This is a genomic window from Flavobacterium faecale (assembly GCF_048320115.1).
Classification (GTDB): domain Bacteria; phylum Bacteroidota; class Bacteroidia; order Flavobacteriales; family Flavobacteriaceae; genus Flavobacterium; species Flavobacterium faecale_A.
On sequence record NZ_CP182943.1, the window covers coordinates 1,491,625 to 1,513,272 of the forward strand.

General features: G+C 35.3%; 15 protein-coding genes. 10 read left to right on the forward strand and 5 right to left on the reverse strand.

What is annotated here, in order from left to right:
- Window positions 1-172: 172 nt before the first annotated feature.
- The 3 genes from radA to panC form a co-directional block, all read right to left on the reverse strand.
- Window positions 173-1,534 carry a DNA repair protein RadA gene (radA, locus tag ACNH59_RS06345; protein WP_418264590.1) on the reverse strand — a complete coding sequence of 454 codons (1,362 nt, stop codon included), beginning with the start codon at window positions 1,532-1,534 and terminating at the stop codon, window positions 173-175.
- Window positions 1,535-1,685: 151 nt separating this feature from the next.
- Window positions 1,686-2,036 carry an aspartate 1-decarboxylase gene (gene panD / locus ACNH59_RS06350; RefSeq protein ID WP_320890497.1) on the reverse strand — a complete coding sequence of 117 codons (351 nt, stop codon included), beginning with the start codon at window positions 2,034-2,036 and terminating at the stop codon, window positions 1,686-1,688.
- A 14-nt stretch (window positions 2,037-2,050) separates the two neighbouring features.
- Window positions 2,051-2,929, reverse strand: a complete 879-nt coding sequence (gene panC / locus ACNH59_RS06355; RefSeq protein ID WP_418264591.1) for a pantoate--beta-alanine ligase — start codon at window positions 2,927-2,929, stop codon at window positions 2,051-2,053.
- Between the two features lie 78 nt (window positions 2,930-3,007).
- Here panC and ACNH59_RS06360 point away from each other — a divergent pair, with 78 nt between their 5' ends.
- From ACNH59_RS06360 to ACNH59_RS06385, 6 genes are all read left to right on the forward strand, one after another.
- Complete coding sequence (locus tag ACNH59_RS06360; RefSeq protein ID WP_418264592.1) at window positions 3,008-3,814, forward strand: glycogen/starch synthase; 807 nt, start codon at window positions 3,008-3,010, stop codon at window positions 3,812-3,814.
- A 19-nt stretch (window positions 3,815-3,833) separates the two neighbouring features.
- On the forward strand, window positions 3,834-5,393 hold the full coding sequence (locus ACNH59_RS06365; RefSeq protein WP_418264593.1) for a DUF4270 domain-containing protein: 1,560 nt from the start codon (window positions 3,834-3,836) through the stop codon (window positions 5,391-5,393).
- Window positions 5,394-5,402: 9 nt separating this feature from the next.
- Window positions 5,403-7,247 carry a glutamine--fructose-6-phosphate transaminase (isomerizing) gene (gene glmS, locus ACNH59_RS06370; protein ID WP_418264594.1) on the forward strand — a complete coding sequence of 615 codons (1,845 nt, stop codon included), beginning with the start codon at window positions 5,403-5,405 and terminating at the stop codon, window positions 7,245-7,247.
- 284 nt (window positions 7,248-7,531) lie between these two features.
- Complete coding sequence (locus tag ACNH59_RS06375; RefSeq protein ID WP_418264595.1) at window positions 7,532-10,411, forward strand: TonB-dependent receptor domain-containing protein; 2,880 nt, start codon at window positions 7,532-7,534, stop codon at window positions 10,409-10,411.
- A 251-nt stretch (window positions 10,412-10,662) separates the two neighbouring features.
- Entirely contained in the window at window positions 10,663-12,174 is a 1,512-nt protein-coding gene (gene atpD / locus ACNH59_RS06380; protein ID WP_418264596.1) for a F0F1 ATP synthase subunit beta, read from the forward strand.
- Window positions 12,175-12,251: 77 nt separating this feature from the next.
- The gene (locus ACNH59_RS06385; RefSeq protein WP_418264597.1) at window positions 12,252-12,533 is read left to right on the forward strand and encodes a F0F1 ATP synthase subunit epsilon; all 282 of its coding nucleotides are present in this window, start codon (window positions 12,252-12,254) and stop codon (window positions 12,531-12,533) included.
- 373 nt (window positions 12,534-12,906) lie between these two features.
- Here the strand turns inward: ACNH59_RS06385 and ACNH59_RS06390 are convergent, their stop codons facing one another.
- Window positions 12,907-15,582: a reprolysin-like metallopeptidase gene (locus ACNH59_RS06390; protein ID WP_418264598.1), complete on the reverse strand. Its 2,676-nt coding sequence runs from the start codon at window positions 15,580-15,582 to the stop codon at window positions 12,907-12,909.
- Window positions 15,583-15,798: 216 nt separating this feature from the next.
- Between ACNH59_RS06390 and ACNH59_RS06395 the strand changes: the two genes are divergently transcribed.
- The 4 genes from ACNH59_RS06395 (at window position 15,799) to bioB (ending at window position 19,012) form a co-directional block, all read left to right on the forward strand.
- On the forward strand, window positions 15,799-16,731 hold the full coding sequence (locus tag ACNH59_RS06395; RefSeq protein WP_418264599.1) for a bifunctional riboflavin kinase/FAD synthetase: 933 nt from the start codon (window positions 15,799-15,801) through the stop codon (window positions 16,729-16,731).
- A 118-nt stretch (window positions 16,732-16,849) separates the two neighbouring features.
- A complete protein-coding gene (locus ACNH59_RS06400; protein WP_418264600.1) occupies window positions 16,850-17,293 on the forward strand; it encodes a hypothetical protein in 444 nt (147 codons plus the stop codon).
- A gap of 105 nt (window positions 17,294-17,398) precedes the next feature.
- The gene (locus tag ACNH59_RS06405) at window positions 17,399-17,836 is read left to right on the forward strand and encodes a hypothetical protein (RefSeq protein WP_418264601.1); all 438 of its coding nucleotides are present in this window, start codon (window positions 17,399-17,401) and stop codon (window positions 17,834-17,836) included.
- A gap of 90 nt (window positions 17,837-17,926) precedes the next feature.
- Window positions 17,927-19,012, forward strand: coding sequence for a biotin synthase BioB (gene bioB / locus ACNH59_RS06410; protein WP_418264602.1), 1,086 nt, complete (start codon window positions 17,927-17,929; stop codon window positions 19,010-19,012).
- 44 nt (window positions 19,013-19,056) lie between these two features.
- Here the strand turns inward: bioB and ACNH59_RS06415 are convergent, their stop codons facing one another.
- A complete protein-coding gene (locus ACNH59_RS06415; protein ID WP_418264603.1) occupies window positions 19,057-21,525 on the reverse strand; it encodes a hypothetical protein in 2,469 nt (822 codons plus the stop codon).
- Between the last annotated feature and the right edge of the window lie 123 nt (window positions 21,526-21,648).

A 21,648-nucleotide genomic window follows, 5' to 3' on the forward strand; every position in this document is an offset into this window, starting at 1 on the left:
TAAAAAATGACACCTCTTAAAGGTACGAAAAAAACATTGAAATAAATAGTTGTCAGGTAGTTAAGTGGTTGAAGTGGCTGGTTTTTATTTGCTAATCTGTGAAGGTGTTGATTATAGCCGATGAGGGCTATTAAGTTTATTTTAATTCAGATTATTTGTTTAAAAATAAATTTTATCCAAACAACATACTTGCTACATCTTCGATTTTGGCAACCAATTCAATTTTGATTCCTGGATTTTTTAGCGCTATTTTATTGTATTTAGATACAAAAATCGTAGAAAATCCTAATTTTTCGGCTTCTTGAATGCGTTGGTCTACTCGGTTTACGGGACGAATTTCACCAGATAAACCTACTTCTCCTGCAAAGCAAAAACCTTTGTTTACTGGGATATCTTCGTTTGAGGATAAAATGGCTGCAACAACAGCCAAGTCAATGGCAGGATCGTCAACAGAAATTCCGCCCGTTACATTGAGGAAAACATCTTTGGCTCCTAATCTAAAACCTGCTCTTTTTTCAAGTACAGCTAGGATCATATTTAATCTTTTGGCGTTATATCCTGTGGTGCTACGTTGAGGTGTTCCGTAAACTGCAGTGCTGACAAGAGATTGGATTTCAATCATTAGTGGTCGCATTCCTTCAAGAGTGGTGGCAATGGCGGTTCCAGATAATTCTTCGTCTTTGTGCGAGATTAATATTTCAGAAGGATTGTGAACTTCGCGCAATCCGCTTCCTAGCATTTCATAGATTCCAATTTCGGCTGTGGAACCAAAACGGTTTTTTAGGGAACGTAAAATACGGTATACATGGTTTCGGTCGCCTTCAAATTGAAGTACCGTATCGACCATATGTTCCAAGATTTTAGGACCAGCAATATTTCCGTCTTTTGTAATGTGACCAATAAGAATCACTGGAATATTGGATTCTTTAGCAAACTTGATGAGTTCAGCAGTGGTTTCCCGAATTTGAGAAATGCTACCAGCAGTAGATTCTATATAGTCCGTATGAAGCGTTTGAATAGAATCAATAATAACAATTTCGGGTGCAATAGCTTCAATTTGTTTGAAGATGTTTTGTGTTTTCGTTTCGGTTAAAATGTAACAGTTGTCACTAGAATCAGTGATGCGTTCTGCGCGCATTTTGATTTGTTTTTGACTTTCTTCTCCTGAAACGTACAATGTTTTATAGGGTAATTTTAACGAAATTTGAAGTAAGAGTGTACTTTTTCCAATTCCTGGTTCACCGCCTAAAAGCGTTAAAGAACCAGGTACTAACCCGCCTCCAAGGACACGGTTTAGTTCAGAGTCGGTAGTATTCATTCGAACCTCCTGTGTGGAGTCAATCTCTTTGATTTTTAAAGGTTTGGAGACTCTGTTGTTTTGGGATGATTCTGTTTTCCAAGCTACCTTGTCTTGTTTTTGAATGATTTCTTCGGCTATGGTGTTCCATTCTTTGCAAGAGTTACATTGTCCTTGCCATTTGGCAAATTGTGTTCCGCAATTTTGACAAAAAAAAGTAGTTTTTACTTTGGACATAACTTGGTTTTATTTCGTTATTTGAAGTTCAAAAATAGCATAAAATAAATAATATTGTAGTTTATCTATTTTTTTAAAAATGTTTATAAAAAACAAAAGAGGAGTGTGTTTTTGCAAACATACTCCTCTTTATGACTTTGTTTTTCTTTAATTAGGTTAACGAATTGTCTTTTTCATTTGGGAAAATAATCCAAGGCTTGAAAGTTTTGGCCTCTTCAAAGTCCAATGTAGCATAAGATATAATGATGATAATATCGTCTTTTTGAACTTTACGAGCGGCTGGACCGTTCAGTGTGATTTCGCCTGAATTTCTTTCACCTTTGATGGCGTAAGTGTCAAAACGTTCTCCGTTATTAATATTTACAATGGCTACTTTTTCACCTTCAATAATGTTTGAAGCTTCTAGTAGCGTTTCATCGATGGTAATACTGCCAATGTAATTTAAATCGGCCCCCGTTACTTTTACACGATGAATTTTTGATTTTAGTACTTGAATTTGCATGGCGCAAAATTAAATTATTTTAATGAAATTGTATCAATCAATCGGATATTATTAACAAATACGGCAATAAATGCACGATATTTTTTATCTTTTTCCGGGTCAATACAAGGGTTAAGTGTTTCTTCGTCAGCAATTTCAAAATATTCTAAATCAAAAGTGGGGTTTTTTTCAAACACCTCCGCTACCCATTCTTTAATGGCTGCTGGACTTTTGTTTTTGAATAGTTCTTTGGTTTTAAAAATAGTTTGGCTAATTAGGCTGGCTTCTTCACGTTGTTGAGCTGTTAGGCGTTCGTTTCGGGAGCTCATCGCTAATCCGTTTGCTTCACGGTGAATGGGACAGCCTACAATAGTGACGGCCAGATTGTTTTTTAGAGTCATTTTCTTGACTATTTGTAATTGTTGGAAATCTTTTTCGCCAAAATAAGCATTATTTGGTTGTACGATTTCAAATAGGCGTTTGACAATTGTTCCTACGCCATCAAAATGACCAGGTCTAAATTTGCCTTCCATTTGGTTTTCTAATCCATCAAAATCAAAGGATTCTGCATTAACATTGCCTTCGTAAATATCCTCAACGGAAGGTGCGTAAATAATAATTTCAGGATCTAAGTCATTAATTTTTTCGGTGTCTTGTTCTAGTGTTCTTGGGTATTTAGAAAGATCTTCGGGGTTGTTGAACTGGGTTGGATTGACAAAAATACTAACTACCGTATATTGGTTTTCTTTTAATGATTGTTGCATCAATGAAAGATGACCTTGGTGTAATGCTCCCATAGTAGGGACAAAGCCAATGGAAGTATTTTGTTTTTTGACCGACTTTAAAAAAGTGTTCAAAGCTACTTTTCCGTAGAAAATAGGCATGGCTATTTTATTAAAATTAAATGCAAACATAATATTTTAGTTAATAACTGCATAAAATTTTGTAATTTTGCATGGTTTTTATTGCCAATAAATAAAGCAAATTACAATATGAAAGACAAGAGGATATTATATGTATCATCTGAAGTGGTGCCTTATCTTGCTGAAAATGAAGTTTCTTTGATGTCTTACGATGTTCCGAAGATGGTAAATGATCAAGGAGGACAAATCAGAATTTTTATGCCGAGATACGGAAATATTAATGAGAGAAGACATCAATTACATGAGGTAATCAGGCTTTCTGGGATGAATTTAGTAGTGAATGATTTAGATATGCCATTGATTATCAAAGTCGCTTCCATTCCAAAAGAAAGAATTCAGGTCTATTTTATCGATAACGATGAGTATTTTAAAAGAAAAGCAACTTTTGCTGATGAAGAGGGGGTTTTGTATCCAGATAATGATGAGCGCGCTATTTTCTTTGCTAAAGGAGTAGTGGAGACTGTCAAAAAATTAAATTGGGTTCCAGATATTATTCATGTTCACGGATGGATGGCTGCAATGTTGCCAGTGTATATGAAGCATTATTACAAGAATGAAGCTTTGTTTTCCGAAACAAAAATAGTGACTTCTGTGTATGGTCAGTCTTTTGATGGTACACTTGATGCAGAGATGATTAATAAAGTAAAACTAGATGGAGTTTTAGAAGAGGCTATTTCTGATTTAGTGATTCCTGATTATGAAGGAGTCATGAAAGCGGCTGTAAAACATTCTGATGGAGTGATAATAGCCTCAGAAAATGTTTCTGCAAGTTTAACAAAATTTATAGAGTCATCCGGTAAACCTTTTTTACCTTTCGTGCCAAAAGATGCCTTTGCAGAAGCTTATGGCAATTTTTATAATAACGAAATTCTGTAATTAAACTTTATTATCAAATATGTACAATAATTCTTTTTTCAAGAGAGTCCTTATAATATGTAGTGTTGTTTTTTTGTATTCTTGTGATAAAGATTATAATTCAATTGGTGATGATTTGATAGGAGGTAATCACTTTATCTTTGATAAATATACTTCGGAAGTTGTTGCTTACAATCAGGGAATTACTGCTGTTCAGTCTAACAATCAAGCGATAAATCCTTTAGGTATTTATGAAGACCCAAATTTTGGTACAACTACAGCTAATTTTGTAACTCAATTGTCTTTGGTTTCTACTAATCCAGTCATTGGAGCAAATCCTGATGTTGAAAGTGTAGAACTTTCAATTCCATATTTTGTTGATGCCACGCAAACAACCATTAATGTGGAAGGTGGGGCAAATTATGTTTTGGATTCTATTTACGGAAGTGAGGATGCTAAACTAAAATTGAGTGTTTTTCGTTCAGGTTATTATTTGAGAAATTTAGATCCTATAGGAGGTTTTGTCAATGCGCAAAAGTATTTTACAGATCAGAATTCAGTTTTTAATGATGTAAAAATTGGGGCTAAATTAAATGACGATGCAGATCCGAGTCAGAATGATGCCTTTTTCTTTAATAAAGCCCAGCATTCAGTTACAACGACTGTTGATGGGGTTTCTACAACTACATATACGGCTCCGGCTATGAAGTTGAAATTGAACAAAACCGATTTTCAGGAAATGATTAATGAGCATAAAATTAATTCGTTAGTTTTATCTTCTAATGATGTGTTTAGGGATTATTTTCGAGGTTTGTATTTTCAAGTTGAAAAATCAGGCTCAAATCCTACTAATTTGGCGATGCTAAATTTTGCAGGAGGAACTATTACAATTAAGTTTAAAGAAGGTGAAACCGCTAGCAGAATTGATAATTCAATTGTGCTTAATTTGACAGGTAATACGGTTAGTTTGTTGGAGCAATCTAATACAAAAGCAGCTTATACGTCGGCAATTGGGTCTGCAAACAAGAATCTGGGCGATCCTAATTTATATGTTAAAGGCGGGGAAGGTGCCATGTCAGTGATTAAGCTTTTTGATAAAGGTGACTTGGCAACAATCAAAGGAAATGGTTGGTTAGTAAATGAAGCTAATTTGGTTTTTTACGTAGATAAAGATAAATTTACTGGTGAGAATATGTCACAACGCCTGTACTTGTATGATTTTACAAATAATCGACCAATTATCGATTATTATGATACAACAACGGGAACAAATGCAAAAAATGGTAAAACGATATACGGCGGAATTCTAGGCAAAGATGCCTCAGGGAATAGTATTTATAAATTTAGAATTACGAATCATGTACGTAATTTGATTCAGAAAGATTCGACAAATATCGAATTGGGATTAGTAGTCACTGAAAATATTAATACTATTATGAATGCAAGGTTGAAAAACGAAACTGCTGGATTTTCACGTGTTCCACAAGCTTCAGTAATGAATCCTCTGGGTGTTGTTTTATTTGGAAATAATATTCCGATAGGGGATCCTAATTATGATAAACGTTTGAAATTAGAAATTTACTATACTAAACCAAATTAATCTAAATATATGTGTGGAATTGTTGGATATATAGGTCATAGAGATGCATACCCAGTTGTTATTAAGGGGTTGAAGCGATTGGAATACAGAGGGTACGATAGTGCTGGGGTTATGACGTATGATGGAAATGAAATTGCCGTTTGCAAGACAAAAGGAAAGGTTGCCGATCTTGAAGCTAAAGCTGACAAGGAGTGTAATAAGGGGTCTATTGGAATGGGGCATACACGTTGGGCAACTCATGGGGTTCCTAATGACGTAAATTCACATCCACATGTTTCTAATTCAGGAGAATTGGTGATTATTCACAACGGAATTATAGAGAATTACGCTCCGTTAAAAGAGGAATTGATTAAAAGAGGGTATGCCTTTCAATCTGATACCGATACGGAGGTTTTGGTTAATTTGATTGAGGAGATACAGAAAAATGAAAATATAAAATTGGGCAAAGCTGTTCAATTAGCGCTGAATCAAGTGGTTGGAGCTTATGCGATTGCAGTATTTGATACCAAAAAACCTGATGAAATAGTGGCGGCTCGTTTGGGAAGTCCGTTAGCAATTGGAGTTGGTGAGGGAGAGTATTTTATTGCTTCTGATGCTTCACCATTTATTGAGTATACTGCTAATGCAGTGTATCTGGAAGATGGTGAAATTGCCATCATCAAAAAAGACAGGCCTTTAAAGGTTCGTAAAATTGTAAGTGATGCTCCTGTAGATACGTATATTCAAGAGTTGCAAATGAATTTGGAACAGATTGAAAAAGGTGGTTATGACCATTTTATGTTGAAGGAGATTTATGAGCAACCTAATGTGATTAAAGATACTTATAGAGGTAGGTTGCTTACAGATAAGGGAATTATTCAAATGGCAGGTGTTGAGGATAATATCGAGAAGTTTTTAAATGCTAAGCGTATTATTATCATTGCTTGTGGTACATCTTGGCATGCGGGATTAGTAGCAGAATATATATTTGAAGAATTTGCTCGAATTTCTGTTGAGGTAGAATATGCTTCTGAGTTCAGATATCGTAATCCAATTATTAATAGTGATGATGTAGTTATAGCTATTTCTCAATCTGGAGAAACAGCAGATACCATGGCGGCTATAAAATTAGCCAAAGAAGCTGGGGCTTTTGTTTTTGGTGTTTGTAATGTTGTAGGCTCGTCTATTTCTAGAGAAACTCATGCTGGGGCTTATACTCATGCTGGACCAGAGATTGGAGTGGCTTCAACCAAAGCATTTACTACTCAAATTACGGTTTTGACAATGATTGCACTTCGTTTGGCGAAGGCTAAAGGAACGTTGTCTTATTCTGATTTCCATAGGTATTTATTAGAATTGGAGTTGATTCCTGAAAAAGTAAATGACGCCTTGGGTACAAATGGAATAGCTGAAGAGATTGCGGCTACTTTTAAAGAGGTCTCCAATTGTTTGTACTTAGGTAGGGGTTATAATTTCCCTGTAGCTTTAGAGGGCGCATTAAAATTAAAGGAAATATCATATATTCATGCTGAGGGTTATCCTGCTGCCGAAATGAAGCATGGTCCTATTGCGTTAATTGATGAGCATATGCCAGTAATCGTTGTAGCGCCAATTCAAGGTCACTATGATAAAATTGTTAGTAATATACAAGAGATAAAATCAAGAAGCGGTCGAATCATTGCTATTGTTACCAAAGGGGATACCGAAGTTAGGAAATTAGCAGACTATGTAATTGAGATTCCAGAAACATCAGATGCTTTATCTCCGCTAATAACTACCATTCCATTGCAATTATTGTCTTATCATATTGCAGTTTTGAGAGGTTGTAATGTAGATCAACCACGTAACTTAGCGAAGTCAGTTACAGTAGAATAGCCTCCAAAGTCACAAAAATTATTAAGAGATTACCTTTTTTAGGTAGTCTCTTTTTTTATATAGTATTTTTATGAAATTTATAGCTTAGAGGTCTTTAGGTAGTATGCGTGCATAGTAAAATGTTGTTTTCTGTTATTTTTTTGAATTAATCTTAAAAAATAACGCAATTTATTGCAGTGTCTGTAGTTGTTTTTTGTTTGTTATATTGTTATTATTTAGGAGGATCTTTTGTTGATAATTAATTTAATTGTACATTAGGTATGATAATCCTTAATAATCTACCTATGCGAATGAAATTACTCTTTGTTGTATTGTTTTTGAGCGGGCTTAGTTTTGCTCAGAATTCAGTTACAGGTTCTGTCACTGATAGTGCTAACCAACCTCTTATTGGTGTCAATGTTGTTTTAATTGGAGATTCCTCTGGTACAATAACAGATTCCGATGGGAATTTTATTTTAAGATCCAATAAGGCTTTTCCATGGATAGTTGAATTTTCAAGTGTCAGTTTTCAGAATAAAAGAATGACCATTACTTCTAGTAAGCAAAAAGTAGCTGTTGTTTTATTGGATGAAGAGACAAAGCTAAATGAGATCGTTATTTCTGCCTCTAGGACGCCAGAGCGTATAATTGAATCGCCAGTTACTATTGAAAGAATGGGAATTTCAGATATTAAAAAAACAGCATCTCCATCCTTTTATGACGGTCTTGAAAATCTTAAAGAAGTTCAAATGAATACGAGTAGTTTGACTTTTAAATCAATCAATACTCGTGGTTTTGCTACGGTTGCCAATACTCGTTTTATGCAACTAGTCGATGGAATGGATAATTCTTCTCCGTTGCTAAACTTTGTGTTGGGAAATATGATTGGTGTGTCTGAAATTGATGTACAAAGTGTGGAATTGTTGCCGGGAGCTTCCTCGGCCTTATATGGGGCAAATGCTTTTAATGGGATTATGTTTATGAATAGTAAAAGTCCGTTTTTTCACCAAGGGATTTCTACCTATTTAAAGTATGGTCAAACTAGTCAAAAAGCTGCGGGAACCAATGGGTATTATGACTTTGGAATCAGAATGGCACATGCTTTTGATAAACATTTTGCTGCTAAATTCAATTTCACACACATGGAAGGTACAGATTGGTTTGCGACTAATTATGATGATAAAACAGTAGTGGGTAGGACAAGGAGTCATCAAAACTATGACGGTATAAATGTATATGGTGATGAGGTAAGTACCAATATTTACAACGTAGGACAAACATTAGTTGCTAATTCACTTTTGCCAGCAAATCTTGCGGCTTTATTGCCTAGAGAGAATGTTTCAAGAACGGGATACAACGAAACCGATTTGACTGATAATAAAGCCAGTAATACTAAAGTGGATTTTTCTCTTCATTTTAGACCAATGGGAGATGAAAAGTTAGAAATTATTTGGCAAAGCAAATTTGGTTTAGGTAATGCGGTTTATCAAGGTGGGAATAGGTATTATTTGAATAACTTTTTCATGCAGCAACATAAGTTAGAATTCAAAGGCAAAAACTTTTTTGTGAGAGGTTATATGACTACTGAAGATGGGGGAGAATCTTATGACATGCAATTTACAGCATGGAATGTTAATAAAGCTTGGAAGTCTAATGAAAATTGGTTTGGTCAATATGCAGGAGCTTATGCACAAGCTATGGCTGGGGTTTTTGGACCAGGAAATCAAAACCCTACTGCCGCCGCTGCACTCGCTAGAGCCGCTGCAGATACTGGTAGATTGATTCCAGGTACTGCTGCTTTTCAAACAGCTTTTGATAAAGTAATTGCTGATCCTAATATATTAACTGGTTCCAAGTTGGTTGATAATTCCAAAATCTACCATTCTGACGCTAATTATAATTTGAAAGATTTGATAAAATTTGGAGAAATTCAAGTTGGAGGATCGTATCGACTGTATCAGTTAAATTCTCAAGGTAGGATTTATACAGATGCTAATAGCTCTATAGATTACGATGAATATGGTGTGTATACTCAATTGCAAAAGAAATTACTAGAGGATAGGCTTAAATTTACAGGTTCAGTGCGTTATGATAAATCTAAGAATTTTGAAGGTAATTTTTCGCCAAGAGTGTCGTTTGTTTATGCCGCAGGTAAAGAAAAACAGCATAATCTAAGGACTTCTTTTCAAACAGGTTTTAGAAATCCAACCACACAAGATCAATATATTGGATTTAATGTTGGGCCAGCTGTGTTAATTGGGTCGGCGCCAGATAATTTATTAAGATATGTTGAAACGGTACCAGTTAGCAATGGATTTCCAGCGGTAGGGCAACTATACGCAGGTGGTTCAACTACAACGATTACAGGTGTTAATGCTTATCAAAATTCCTATACAGCGGCATCTGTTGGTGCTTTTGCGGCTTTCGCAGCTGCAAATCCTACGAATACACCTGGGGCGGCAGCATTATTAAGAAAAACGAATGTAAATAATGTGAAGCCAGAACAAGTGAAAGCTTTTGAAGTGGGTTATCGTTCTCAGATAAAAGATATTAGTATAGATTTAAATGTATACTATAATATGTATAAAGATTTTATTGGAAATACAACTGCTATTGCTCCCTATTATGGTAAAGCTAGTGAAACATTCGATTTTACATCTGGAGCTCCAACTTATGCTACTAATCCTGAGGTTCAATCTTTACATGCTATTGGAAATGGTAACTTTAGAGTTTTTCAATTGTATACCAATACTCCGGTAGAAATTAATTCATTGGGAGTTGGTGTTGGATTATCAAAAAAGCTGTTTGGGGATTATCTAGCTGGTGTTAATTATAACTATGCACAGTTGGATTTTGATAAGTCAAAGGATCCAGGTTTTGAAGCTAGTTTCAATACGCCTAAACATAGGGTTAAACTGTCATTTGGAAACGAAAAGCTTTTCAGGAATTTTGGATTTAATGTAAGTGGAAGATGGAATAGCGAATACATGTGGGAATCTTCAATGGTTGATGGAATTATCGAGTCTGCTACTGTTATTGATGCTCAGGTAAATTATTCGTTGCCTTCTATAAAATCAATTATTAAAATTGGTGCTGCAAACTTAGGAGGAAAAGAATATACTCAAGTTTTAGGTGCTGGAGCAATTGGACGACAATTATTCGTGTCCTTTGTTTTGAAGCCTTAATCTCTTTTTTGAGGATTTTAAAGCAAAACCATCTCATTTTGTTAAGGGATGGTTTTGCTTTTTTTATGTAAATTCTTTGTATTCTCTAGCCTGATAATTGATTCATTAAAAAAATCAACTTTTTTATATAAAAAATTATTGATTTTTTGTTTTAAAAAATTATCTTTGCACTCTGAAAAAAGCGGTCAGTCAGTTGAGTTTGATTGAAAGCATTCATAAACCTAATTAGCTATTTAATAAATACATAAGTAATGTCAAAAGTAATAGGAAAAGTTGCGCAGATCATTGGTCCAGTAGTCGATGTTGTTTTCAACGGTAAAGATGTTGAACTTCCGAAAATTTATGATTCATTAGAAATCATAAAAAAAGATGGTACTAAATTAATCCTTGAAGTACAATCTCATATTGGTGAAAACACAGTTCGTACCGTATCTATGGACTCAACAGATGGTTTGAGTAGAGGTTATGAAGTAGTGGGAACTGGAAACCCAATCCAAATGCCAATTGGGGCTGATGTTTACGGACGTCTATTTAATGTGGTTGGAGATGCGATTGATGGATTGCCAGAATTGCCTAAAACAGGTGAAAACGGAATGTCAATTCACCGTCAAGCACCAAAATTTGAAGATTTATCAACTTCATCAGAAGTTTTATTCACAGGTATTAAAGTAATCGATTTGATTGAGCCTTATGCAAAAGGAGGTAAAATTGGATTGTTTGGTGGTGCAGGTGTTGGTAAAACAGTATTGATTCAAGAGTTGATTAACAATATTGCAAAAGGTCACGGTGGACTTTCAGTATTCGCAGGAGTAGGTGAAAGAACGCGTGAAGGAAATGACTTACTTCGTGAGATGTTAGAGTCAGGGATTATCAAATACGGTGAGGAATTCATGCACTCTATGGAAAATGGAGGATGGGATTTGTCTAAAGTAGACTTGCCAGGAATGAGAGAGTCTAAAGCTACTTTCGTTTTCGGACAAATGAATGAGCCTCCAGGAGCTCGTGCTCGTGTAGCATTATCTGGATTATCTATTGCTGAATATTTCCGTGATGGAGCAGGATCTGACCAAGGAAAAGATGTATTATTCTTCGTTGATAACATCTTCCGCTTTACACAGGCAGGTTCTGAAGTATCAGCACTTTTAGGTCGTATGCCATCTGCGGTAGGTTACCAACCTACATTGGCAACTGAAATGGGTGCGATGCAAGAGCGTATTACGTCTACAAACAAAGGATCTATTACATCTGTACAGGCGGTTTACGTTCCTGCGGATGACTTAACTGACCCGGCGCCAGCAACAACGTTTGCTCACTTAGATGCTACTACAGTATTGTCTCGTAAGATTGCTGAGTTAGGTATTTATCCTGCAGTGGATCCATTGGATTCAACTTCTCGTATCTTGACTCCTCATATCTTAGGAAATGAGCATTATGACTGTGCACAAAGAGTAAAAGAAATTCTTCAAAAATACAAGCAATTACAAGATATCATCGCTATCCTTGGTATGGAAGAATTGTCTGAAGAGGATAAATTAGCAGTATCTAGAGCACGTCGTGTACAACGTTTCTTGTCTCAGCCATTCCACGTTGCTGAGCAATTTACAGGTATCCCAGGTGTATTAGTTGATATTAAAGATACTATCAAAGGATTTAATATGATTATTGATGGTGAATTAGATCACTTACCAGAATCAGCATTCAACCTTAAAGGTACTATTGAAGAGGCTATCGAAGCTGGAGAGAAAATGTTAGCAGAAGCTTAATTGATTTAGGAATAAGGATGTAAGAATTAGGATTTCTAATTCTCAAATCTCAAATCCAAAATCCTTAATAATAAATTATGATTTTAGAAATAGTATCACCAGAGACGTCTTTATTTAAAGGAGAAATTACTTCAATAGCTGTTCCAGGTGTTGATGGTAGTTTTCAAATCTTGAATAATCACGCGCCTATAGTTTCTATACTTCAAAAGGGAATAGTTAGTATTAAAGCTCCAAGTTTTAAGTTTAGTAAGGAGTCAGCAGGATTGTTTACTAAAGTAAATGATCAAAATTATACTTTGGCTATTGCTTCTGGAACAATTGAAATGAAAGACAATAAAGTAATTGTTTTAGCAGACTAGAACCGTTATCATAAATAAAACAAAGCTCTACAAATTTATATTTGTAGGGCTTTTTTATTTATAGTGCTATTATTAGGTGCATTAGGGATATGTTTGATGGTAGTTTATGTATAGTAAGAGGAGTGTTTGATATAAGTGCAAGACTTTAGATTGATTATTCGGAAAATTATAAAAGAACAATACTTAAAGAGGCCTAATTGAATTTTTTAAATTTAAGTGCTAATGTCAATATGGTTTGATATAATGTATTTTGGTAGAGGATGTGATTTTTCTTGTGTGTAAAGTTGCCTAAAAGTTTTAAATACAAAAAACCGTCTCAGAAAGTTGTTGAAACGGTCTTAGTAATGGATTTGATAAAATACTTTTGTCAAGATTAATTCACAATTATTTTTTTGATTATTTTTTTCTCGCCAACGATGATTTGTAAAAAATAAATTCCTGTTTGTGCATTGGGGATTTGCATGTCTTCTATGAATAAATTTGTTCTAGGAAATTCTTGTTCGACTATCTTTTTTCCTAGGATGTCGTGTATTTGAATGTTGATAACGCTAGTTGAATCACTTTCAAATTTAACTTTAAATTTCCCATCGTTGGGATTCTTGTACAAGGCAAAATTTAGAATTTTAAATTCAGGCTGTTTTAGGGTAAAAGTTTTGGTGCAAATTTGGATTGAGGCGGAGTTTAATGTGCCGGTATCTTCAGGATAAGCATCTCTTATTCGAAAAATCCAAGTTCCTTCAGGATTCTCGCCATTAAATGCTGAGAGGGTTCCAAATGGTGCTACGGTTTGTGGTGAGCTAGATCCACAAGTTAGATCGGAACCTGAATCGTCGTAAGTTAGTGATAAAGTGCCATTAGTGTCACTGCAACCTCTTTCAAATAGTTTTACAGTGGTTCCTTTTGGGCTAATAACATCCATTTGAATGTCCGATAAAAAGGCATGCGTTAAGTTTAGGTTGAAGTTTACATCAGATACCACTCCTTCTGTTGCTGGATATGCAATGGTTCTGGTGGTATAGGTGCTTCTTTCAGGGATTGTAAATGGTGCTGTGTAGTTATAGGTATTACAAGTGTAATCTACTGTGTAGCCAATAGAAAAAGATTGGCTGTTTAGGGCGTAGTAGATGTTATTTGTAGGTTCGATTAATAGTCGGCAGTTTTTTTCAGTTATATTCGGCACTGTTATGCTTTCTGAGCCGTCATTTGGCGTGTTTGTGGCTAATGAGATAGGGAAGCTTATTCCTCCGTCTATGGAGAGTTTAATGTTTACATTGCTAGATCCCGGAAGTGTATTAGTGTTGTTTACTGTCCAGGTTATGGTCTCGTTTGAACCCTGCGTCCATGATATATTTTCTGTGTTCTGCGAGCTAATAGTAAATGGTCCTGCAGTTTCATTCACAGAAACAATCATTTCGTCTGAATTAGTTTGTGCTGTTCCTTGTGCGGCATTATCTCTTGCGGTTAATACAAACTTTAAGTTTCGACCAATATTAGATACGGATTCCCAAGTACTCGTAAGTTTATTGGCTAAAACATTATTGTAAGGAGGCATATATCTTATAGGGCTGCTTGCAGGTGGAAGAGATCTAAATAAAGGTCCGTTGGTTTTCGTCGGATTGGCAATGCTATTGCTTTGGCTGGCCGTCGTTGCAGAATCGTTTTGTTCCCAACAGTAGGTAAGAGTGTTGTCATCAATGTCAGAGCCTGTTCCTTTTAATATAAAAGCTGTTCCTTTGGGTATTGTATAATCGTTTCCAGCGTTAATTTGAGGGGTGCTGTTGGTGGTAATTGTAGTGCTAACGGGACAAGATTTAGTTGCAAGATTAGATTGGATTTGTGAGATGGTGGCAAATGAAAAATAAGTATCAGAATTGGTTTGTACATCGTAGTCATCTGTTACTCCTGCGTAGCCCATAATGGTGGAACCACTGCCTGGTTCTACATTTACACCTGTGCCTTCAATTTCATAGGAAAAAGTATGGTTGGCTCCAAGTTGATGTCCCATTTCATGAGCAACAAAATCGATATCAAAAGTGTCGCCTTCTGGTTTTCCGTTACTTGGCGAAGTGTAGGCGCTTCCTTTACCATAAGGGTTTTGTGTTGTGGGATTGACACAAACGCAACCGATACATCCTGCATTTCCTCCTCCTCCGGATGCTCCAAATAAATGGCCAATGTCATACCCATTGTTAGTGATTACAGAGGTCAAGGTGTTTTGTAATTCTAGAGCCCAATTATCTAAAGAGTTTGCATTGGAATACGGGTCGGTTCCTGCATTGGTATAGATGATTAAATCATTATTTGCAATGATGTTTAGTTTAACAGCTAAATCTCTATTGAATATAGCATTTACTCTTGTCATTGTGGCGTTCATCGCTGCTAAAGCTCCCTCTTTAGTATTGCCATGGTAAGCGGTATATTCTCCAGTACAAGATAGTGCTAGCCTCAGGGTTTTGAAGACTTTATTGTTTGCGGTAAGTTTGGCGGTTTGATTGAGTAAGGAGTTGTTTATTGCAATATCATCGGTTTTGCAACTAAATGGGAGGCTACCTTTGCCTCGGCTTTTAGAAGAGAATATAATGTATTTTGAAGGGTCATCTGGGGACAATTCGATGAATTCTGATGCGGTATCTGTTCTTAAAACGATAGTTTGTAATCCCTTTGGTGAGAGACTGAAATGTAATTTTGCTTTTTTATCAGTTATTCCTTTTCCTTCATAGGCTTTAATTTCAGGATATTTGGCTTGTAATTCAGGTTCAAAATTCGAGGCTTCTTGCACGGAATATTTTTCTATTACGCCTTCTGTATTTGGAATGCTAATTTCAACTGCAGCGTACTTAGCAGTTTTTGAGTTTAATTTGGTTAAAGATTGTTTAAACATCTCCAAATCTAGTTTGAAAAATAATTGGTCATTATTAGTCTGTAAACTGCTGTTTTTATTGGAGGTACTTGGATTGGGAGTATTTATTCTGGTCCAAGGAGATTGATTTTGAGCTAAAGAGGGTAAGCAGTAGGTGAATACTGCAAATAGTAATACATATTTTTTCATAATCAATATAAATATATTATGTCAAAAATAAGGTTTTAAATTTAAAACATGAGTCTGAGTATCTTTATTAAATTAGTTGGGTTGTAGATTTTGTGAAATGTTACTTTCTTTAACTAAAAAGTAAGAAACCTTTATAAAAAACAGTCAAAATCAATTGTTGAAACGACTCCAATTAAAATAGATACTATAAATTTGCAGAACCGTAAAATAATAGCCTTGAAGATTTTTGACTCTATACAGGATTTTAGTTCCTCTAAGAAAACTATTTTGACCTTAGGCACCTTCGATGGGGTGCACATTGGGCATAAAAAAATATTGGAAAAATTAATTCTGAATACCCAAAATAAGGAGTTTGAAAGCCTAGTGTTGACTTTTTTTCCACATCCTAGAATGGTTCTTCAAGAGAAATCAGAAATAAAATTACTCAATACCATTCCAGAGAAAGTCAAATTGTTAGAAGCAATTGGGATAGAAAACTTAGTAATTCATCCTTTTGATGAGATTTTTTCAAGATTAACAGCTGAGGAATTTGTTACGACAATCCTGGTGAATCAATTTAGGATTCATAAAATTATTATTGGATATGATCATCGTTTTGGCAGGAATAGAACCGCAAATATTGATGATTTAATAGGCTTTGGAGAGAAATATGGTTTTGAGGTGGAGCAAATTTCAGTTCAAGAATTAAATGATATTTCTGTAAGTTCTACGAAGGTTAGAAAAGCAATTGGTGAAGGTGATATCAAGCTTGCCAATAGTTATTTAGGTTATAATTATTTTATGACTGGAATAGTTGCTGAAGGAAAACGTTTGGGTAGAACAATCGGATTTCCAACGGCTAATTTGAAAATCAAAGAAGATTATAAGTTGATTCCAATGAACGGGGTGTATGTTGTAAAAAGTATTTTAAATCATACTGCGGTTTATGGATTGATGAATATTGGTTTTAATCCCACTGTAGGCGAAAATGAATTGTCAATCGAAATTCATTTTTTGGATTTTGAGGGGGATTTATACGGTCAAGAAATTGAAGTTTCTTTTTTAGATTATATCCGCTCCGAACAAAAATTTGACTCTGTTCTTTTGTTGAAAGAACAGATCGAGAAAGACAAAAAAATAGCACAGCATTTCATAAAAGAAATGCATTAAAAAGCAAAAGAATTCTTAGGTGATTCTTTATATATACGTTTTTTTTGCGTAAATTTGAGATGTATTCCATTGTTTATCAAAGAAGTATTTGTTAACTTTTAAAATTAAACAGATGAAAATGTCAAAAGAATTTATAAACGGTTTTCTTATTTTTATAGGTATTGGACTCTATTTTTTAATAATGGAGTTTTCAGGATTGGCTCATTTGTATTATTTGCGTTTCTTCAATATCTTGTTTGTTTTCTATGGGGCCGACCGAACTTTAAAGTCCAATTTTGCAGAAGGAAAACTTCACATTTCTGAAAATGCAATATCGGCATTGTTTACTGCGCTTATTGGTGTTTTTCTAAGTATAATTGGGCTTATTGCTTATAGTTATATTCAAGGTGGGGATGAGTATGTGCAAACGTTATCTAAAACCTTGTTATTTGGTGGAAATCCATCAATCATGACTTATTCTATTTCTTTACTTTTTGAAGGAATTGTATCAGCGGTAATCGTCACTTTTATATTGATGCTGAGTTGGGATAGCAGGTATGTTTCCGATAAACATCAAAATTAGTATTTCCTAATTCTGACTGTACTAGTCGGAAGTGCTTTGTAGAAGCATTTTTTCTTTATGAGGTCATTTTCATAGTATTCTAAATATTAACTAAAAAATGAAAAAATGAGAGTTTCAAAAGAAATAATAAACGGCTTTATTATCTTTAGTGGCATAGCGTTATATTTTATGCTAATGAATGTGCTAGGATATGCAGATATATTTTATTTAAGACTCTTTAATGTCGTTTTTGTATTTTATGGTGTGAATAGAACTATTGAAATGAATCTCTCAGAAGGAAAGTTAAAATTTATTGAGAATGCTACTTCAGCCATGATTACTTCAGTCATTGGTGTGGTTTTGAGTGTTGTCGCGCTTATTGCTTATAGTTATTTTCAAGGAGGAGATGCTTATGTGCATTCTTTGTCTAAAACTTTCTTATTTGGTGGAAATCCTTCTATTGAGGCTTATTCTATATGCTTGCTTTTTGAAGGAATTGCTTCTTCCGTCATTGTTACCATGTTATTGATGTTGTATTGGAATAATAAACTCTATACGGATTAATTATATTGATTAACTCATTTAGCTTTTCGATATTTTAGATTGCTTCATTAGAACTATTTGACTACTTTTGGAGCTTTAAAAAATGTATCGATGAGTATCACAAAACACAATTGGACAAAAGAGGAAATTATTGCCATATACAATAAACCTATGATGGATTTGCTTTACGAGGCAGCATCTTTACATAGAGAACATCATGATCCTAATGTAGTTCAAGTTTCAACATTATTGTCTATTAAAACGGGTGGATGTCCGGAAGACTGTGGGTATTGTCCGCAAGCGGCACGATATCATACGGATATTGAAGGTAATGATTTGATGAGTGTGAGTCAGGTAAAAGCACAAGCTTTACGTGCTAAGTCAGGTGGTTCTTCCCGTGTATGTATGGGAGCAGCTTGGCGAAATGTGAAGGATGGGCCAGAATTTGACCAAGTTTTAGAGATGGTTCGCACCATTAATAAGTTAGATATGGAGGTATGTTGTACATTGGGTATGATTACCGAAAATCAAGCGCAACGTTTAGCAGAAGCGGGTTTGTATGCTTACAATCATAATTTAGATACTTCTGAAGAATATTATAAAGAGGTTATTTCTACAAGAGGTTTTGAAGACCGTATTCAAACTATTGAGAACGTACGTAAAACCAATGTTACGGTTTGTAGCGGTGGAATTATAGGTATGGGGGAAAGCATTGAAGATAGAGCAGGAATGCTTGTAGCGCTTTCTACCCTAAATCCTCAACCAGAATCAGTGCCAATTAATGCATTAGTAGCAGTGGAGGGAACGCCAATGGAGGAGGAAAAACCAGTCGAAATATGGGAAATGATTCGTATGGTAGCAACCACTCGTATTGTGATGCCAGAAACACAGGTTAGATTATCAGCAGGACGTATGAATATGAGTAGAGAAGGACAAGCGATGTGTTTCTTTGCAGGTGCCAATTCCATTTTTGCGGGAGATAAATTGCTGACTACTCCTAATCCTGATGTTGACGAAGATATGAAGATGTTTGAGTTGTTAGGGTTAAATCCTCAAAAACCGTTTACTAAAGTGTCACAACCACAAACAGTGGAAGCTGCCGATTCTCAATTTTCTGCCTTAGGTGAGAAACCAAAATGGTCTAGACCAGGGCATGAAATCGAAAGAAATCTAGAAGCTTCTCAAAAAGGGAAATAAAAATATTGAACCGTCTCGATTATGAGACGGTTTTTTTTCTATTTTTAGAATAGGGTCTTTATAATGGCTCTTTGATTGTTTTCTAGTTGTATTTTGATAATAAGAAGTTTGTTCGCGGGCTCTAATGCTGTTATTTGATACTGTTTCGAATTAATGTTTCTCTTTTTGAATAGAGGTATTCCAAGGGCGTCTAAAACTAGAAGTTCATGGATATTTTTATACAAAGATTGAACTTTTAAGCTATTATCCTTTCGGTAAATATAAATATCATTGGTAGGGGGTTCACAGCTGCTTTTTGATAAATTGATATGGTTGTGTTTTAATACAAATCGGTTGTCAAATATGCCTTTTTCGGTAGAAAAAGTATAAGCCCCCTCCTTTAGGTTATGAATTATTTGTGCTGTTTTATCCTCAAGGTATAGCGGTCTGTTTTCAAATACTCCATCTGTTGCTGCTATATTTAGGTTAAACTCACCTGAAATTGTTGTTCTGTAACCCAAAGGAATTGTATCCTGTGCTTGAAATGGAGCTGTTTTTCCTTGAATGACAAGTTTCTTGTTACCAATAAGACTGTAGAAGTCTAGGTATGGATTGCTATCAAATGTTATTCCATCATAATTTTTGTCATATTCGTTGGTGGCGCCTGGGATGTAGCCTACTAATATTTGTTTGAAGGCCCCTTGTTTATTGGATAGATTGAGCCATATTCTATTTTTATTGTCATTATGATTTTTCTTAACAGATTGGTTTTTGAAAAATTGAGAATTGTCATTAAAACCCCCACTATTATCTAATCGCATGCTGTTGTTGAAGATGAGATTTCCAGAAATGTTTCCAGTAACAAAAAATCCTTGACCCGCAGCAATATTTCCGTTTGGGATGTTAGTATTTGAGCCTCCCGAAATATTAGGTGTTTCTATTGCAGCAACCCCGCCCGTTAAATTATAAGTGGCATAGTCGTCAGAGGTATAGGCATATTTTCCAGTCCCAGCGGTTCCATTGGTGATATTGGATGCTAATTGGATTGAAGTATTGTGCGTCCAAAAATAAAGTGTTCCGTCAATCATGGCGTTATTTTTCAGAATAAAAGTATCCGCGTTAATTGCTGACGGGTAGGGGTTTCCAACAAGATTGGAGCGATTATTGCCCACAATAGGAACGTTGATACTGCCGTTATTGGGAGTTCCTATAAAAGTAGCTAGATGCGCACTAGGACTATTGGGCGCTTTGTTTTGTTCTGGACCACGAATGATATAGCCGATGCCTTTGTCCATAATAGTGCCTGCGCTTTCTTGTTTCCAATTGTCAGCTGTGGCATTATAAGAATACCATTTGCCTGAAAGAGTATTAGGTGAAACGGCACCGATAGTAAATCCAGTCACAGGCGATGACCAATAAGTATAATCTAAGTTACTCACAGGGGTGGTTACTCTTTGATAGTGAATTGTTCCAATATTTGTTGCGTTATCGTTTAATTGGACCAAACTCGCCTGATTGTTGAAAGTCAGTTTGCCGCCTGTTACACTAAGATTATTTGTGATTTTAAAAGTATGATTGCTTTGGAAAATAACCTCTCCTGAATTGATTTTGCAACTACAACATTCCAAATTAGAAGATGAGGTGTAATTGCCTTCAAAAACCAGATGATTGGTTCCATTGGGTGCGCCATTAGACCATGAATTGCCATCCCAAGTAGTGGTATTTGAAATAATTGTTACATCGTTAGAAGCATTAGAAAGACAATAATTATTTCCTATTTTAAATTGGTGCGTACCTGCATAGATGTGTGTTACTGTTACTGAGTTACCAGTTCCGTTGGACTGTATTAAAACGTCATTTTGGAATAAGTTCCAAGTGCCATTAGGTAGGTTTGTGAGCGTTACACTTCCTGTAGGACTGCTACAATCGGGTTGCATTACACTTTGAATATGAGGTACTGGTAAGTCACAATTGACGCTGCCATGAAAAGCAAACTCATTTATACTAAAGGTTCCTGTAGTGCTACTGCCGCCCCAAGCATACAATCTAAAATGAATCGCCGTATTGAGGACTTGGAATTGAGAACCTGATAAGTCAATAGGAGTAGGGGTGATTTCTGTTCCTGTAGCGGGAATGACAGGAGTACTTATGTTTGAAGCATATCCGTCTAAACTGGATCTTAAGGCGAAAAATATTGGGCCAGCCAAAGCCGAAACCTGTGCTTTGTATTCTAATGATGTAAGTGTTATGTAGTAGCCACTTTTTGGAGTCAGAATAAATTCAAAATAATCATTCGTATCAAGTGTTAGTAGGTTCCAATCTCTAGCATTGTAACGATTTGCTCCGGTGTTTCCATTAATACCCGAACCTCTTCCTATTCCTGAAACGGTGATGTTAGGGTCGGTAGTTTGTCCATTTGTGTAGGGGTTTGAAAGGCTTGGGTTTGTGTCAGTAATATTGTTTCTAAAAATGCTTTGGCCATAAGAATGGGAATTTATTTCAATGAAAATCAGAAGAAATAATAATGCTTTCATTTGTAATATGCTTTGAGTGAATCATTTATCACTAAAGATATTTACAAATGATTATTCTTACAATACCCACTTTTGGTGATTTTTCACATAAAAAAATCCCATCCGTTTCGGGATGGGATTGTA

Excerpts from the sequence above, each read along its gene's own strand:
- radA (WP_418264590.1), bottom strand. The coding sequence starts at position 1,534 with ATGTCCAAAGTAAAAACTACTTTTTTTTGTCAAAATTGCGGAACACAA.
- panD (WP_320890497.1), bottom strand. The coding sequence starts at position 2,036 with ATGCAAATTCAAGTACTAAAATCAAAAATTCATCGTGTAAAAGTAACG.
- panC (WP_418264591.1), bottom strand. The coding sequence starts at position 2,929 with ATGTTTGCATTTAATTTTAATAAAATAGCCATGCCTATTTTCTACGGA.
- ACNH59_RS06360 (WP_418264592.1), top strand. The coding sequence starts at position 3,008 with ATGAAAGACAAGAGGATATTATATGTATCATCTGAAGTGGTGCCTTAT.
- ACNH59_RS06365 (WP_418264593.1), top strand. The coding sequence starts at position 3,834 with ATGTACAATAATTCTTTTTTCAAGAGAGTCCTTATAATATGTAGTGTT.
- glmS (WP_418264594.1), top strand. The coding sequence starts at position 5,403 with ATGTGTGGAATTGTTGGATATATAGGTCATAGAGATGCATACCCAGTT.
- ACNH59_RS06375 (WP_418264595.1), top strand. The coding sequence starts at position 7,532 with ATGCGAATGAAATTACTCTTTGTTGTATTGTTTTTGAGCGGGCTTAGT.
- atpD (WP_418264596.1), top strand. The coding sequence starts at position 10,663 with ATGTCAAAAGTAATAGGAAAAGTTGCGCAGATCATTGGTCCAGTAGTC.
- ACNH59_RS06385 (WP_418264597.1), top strand. The coding sequence starts at position 12,252 with ATGATTTTAGAAATAGTATCACCAGAGACGTCTTTATTTAAAGGAGAA.
- ACNH59_RS06390 (WP_418264598.1), bottom strand. The coding sequence starts at position 15,582 with ATGAAAAAATATGTATTACTATTTGCAGTATTCACCTACTGCTTACCC.
- ACNH59_RS06400 (WP_418264600.1), top strand. The coding sequence starts at position 16,850 with ATGTCAAAAGAATTTATAAACGGTTTTCTTATTTTTATAGGTATTGGA.
- ACNH59_RS06405 (WP_418264601.1), top strand. The coding sequence starts at position 17,399 with ATGAGAGTTTCAAAAGAAATAATAAACGGCTTTATTATCTTTAGTGGC.
- bioB (WP_418264602.1), top strand. The coding sequence starts at position 17,927 with ATGAGTATCACAAAACACAATTGGACAAAAGAGGAAATTATTGCCATA.
- ACNH59_RS06415 (WP_418264603.1), bottom strand. The coding sequence starts at position 21,525 with ATGAAAGCATTATTATTTCTTCTGATTTTCATTGAAATAAATTCCCAT.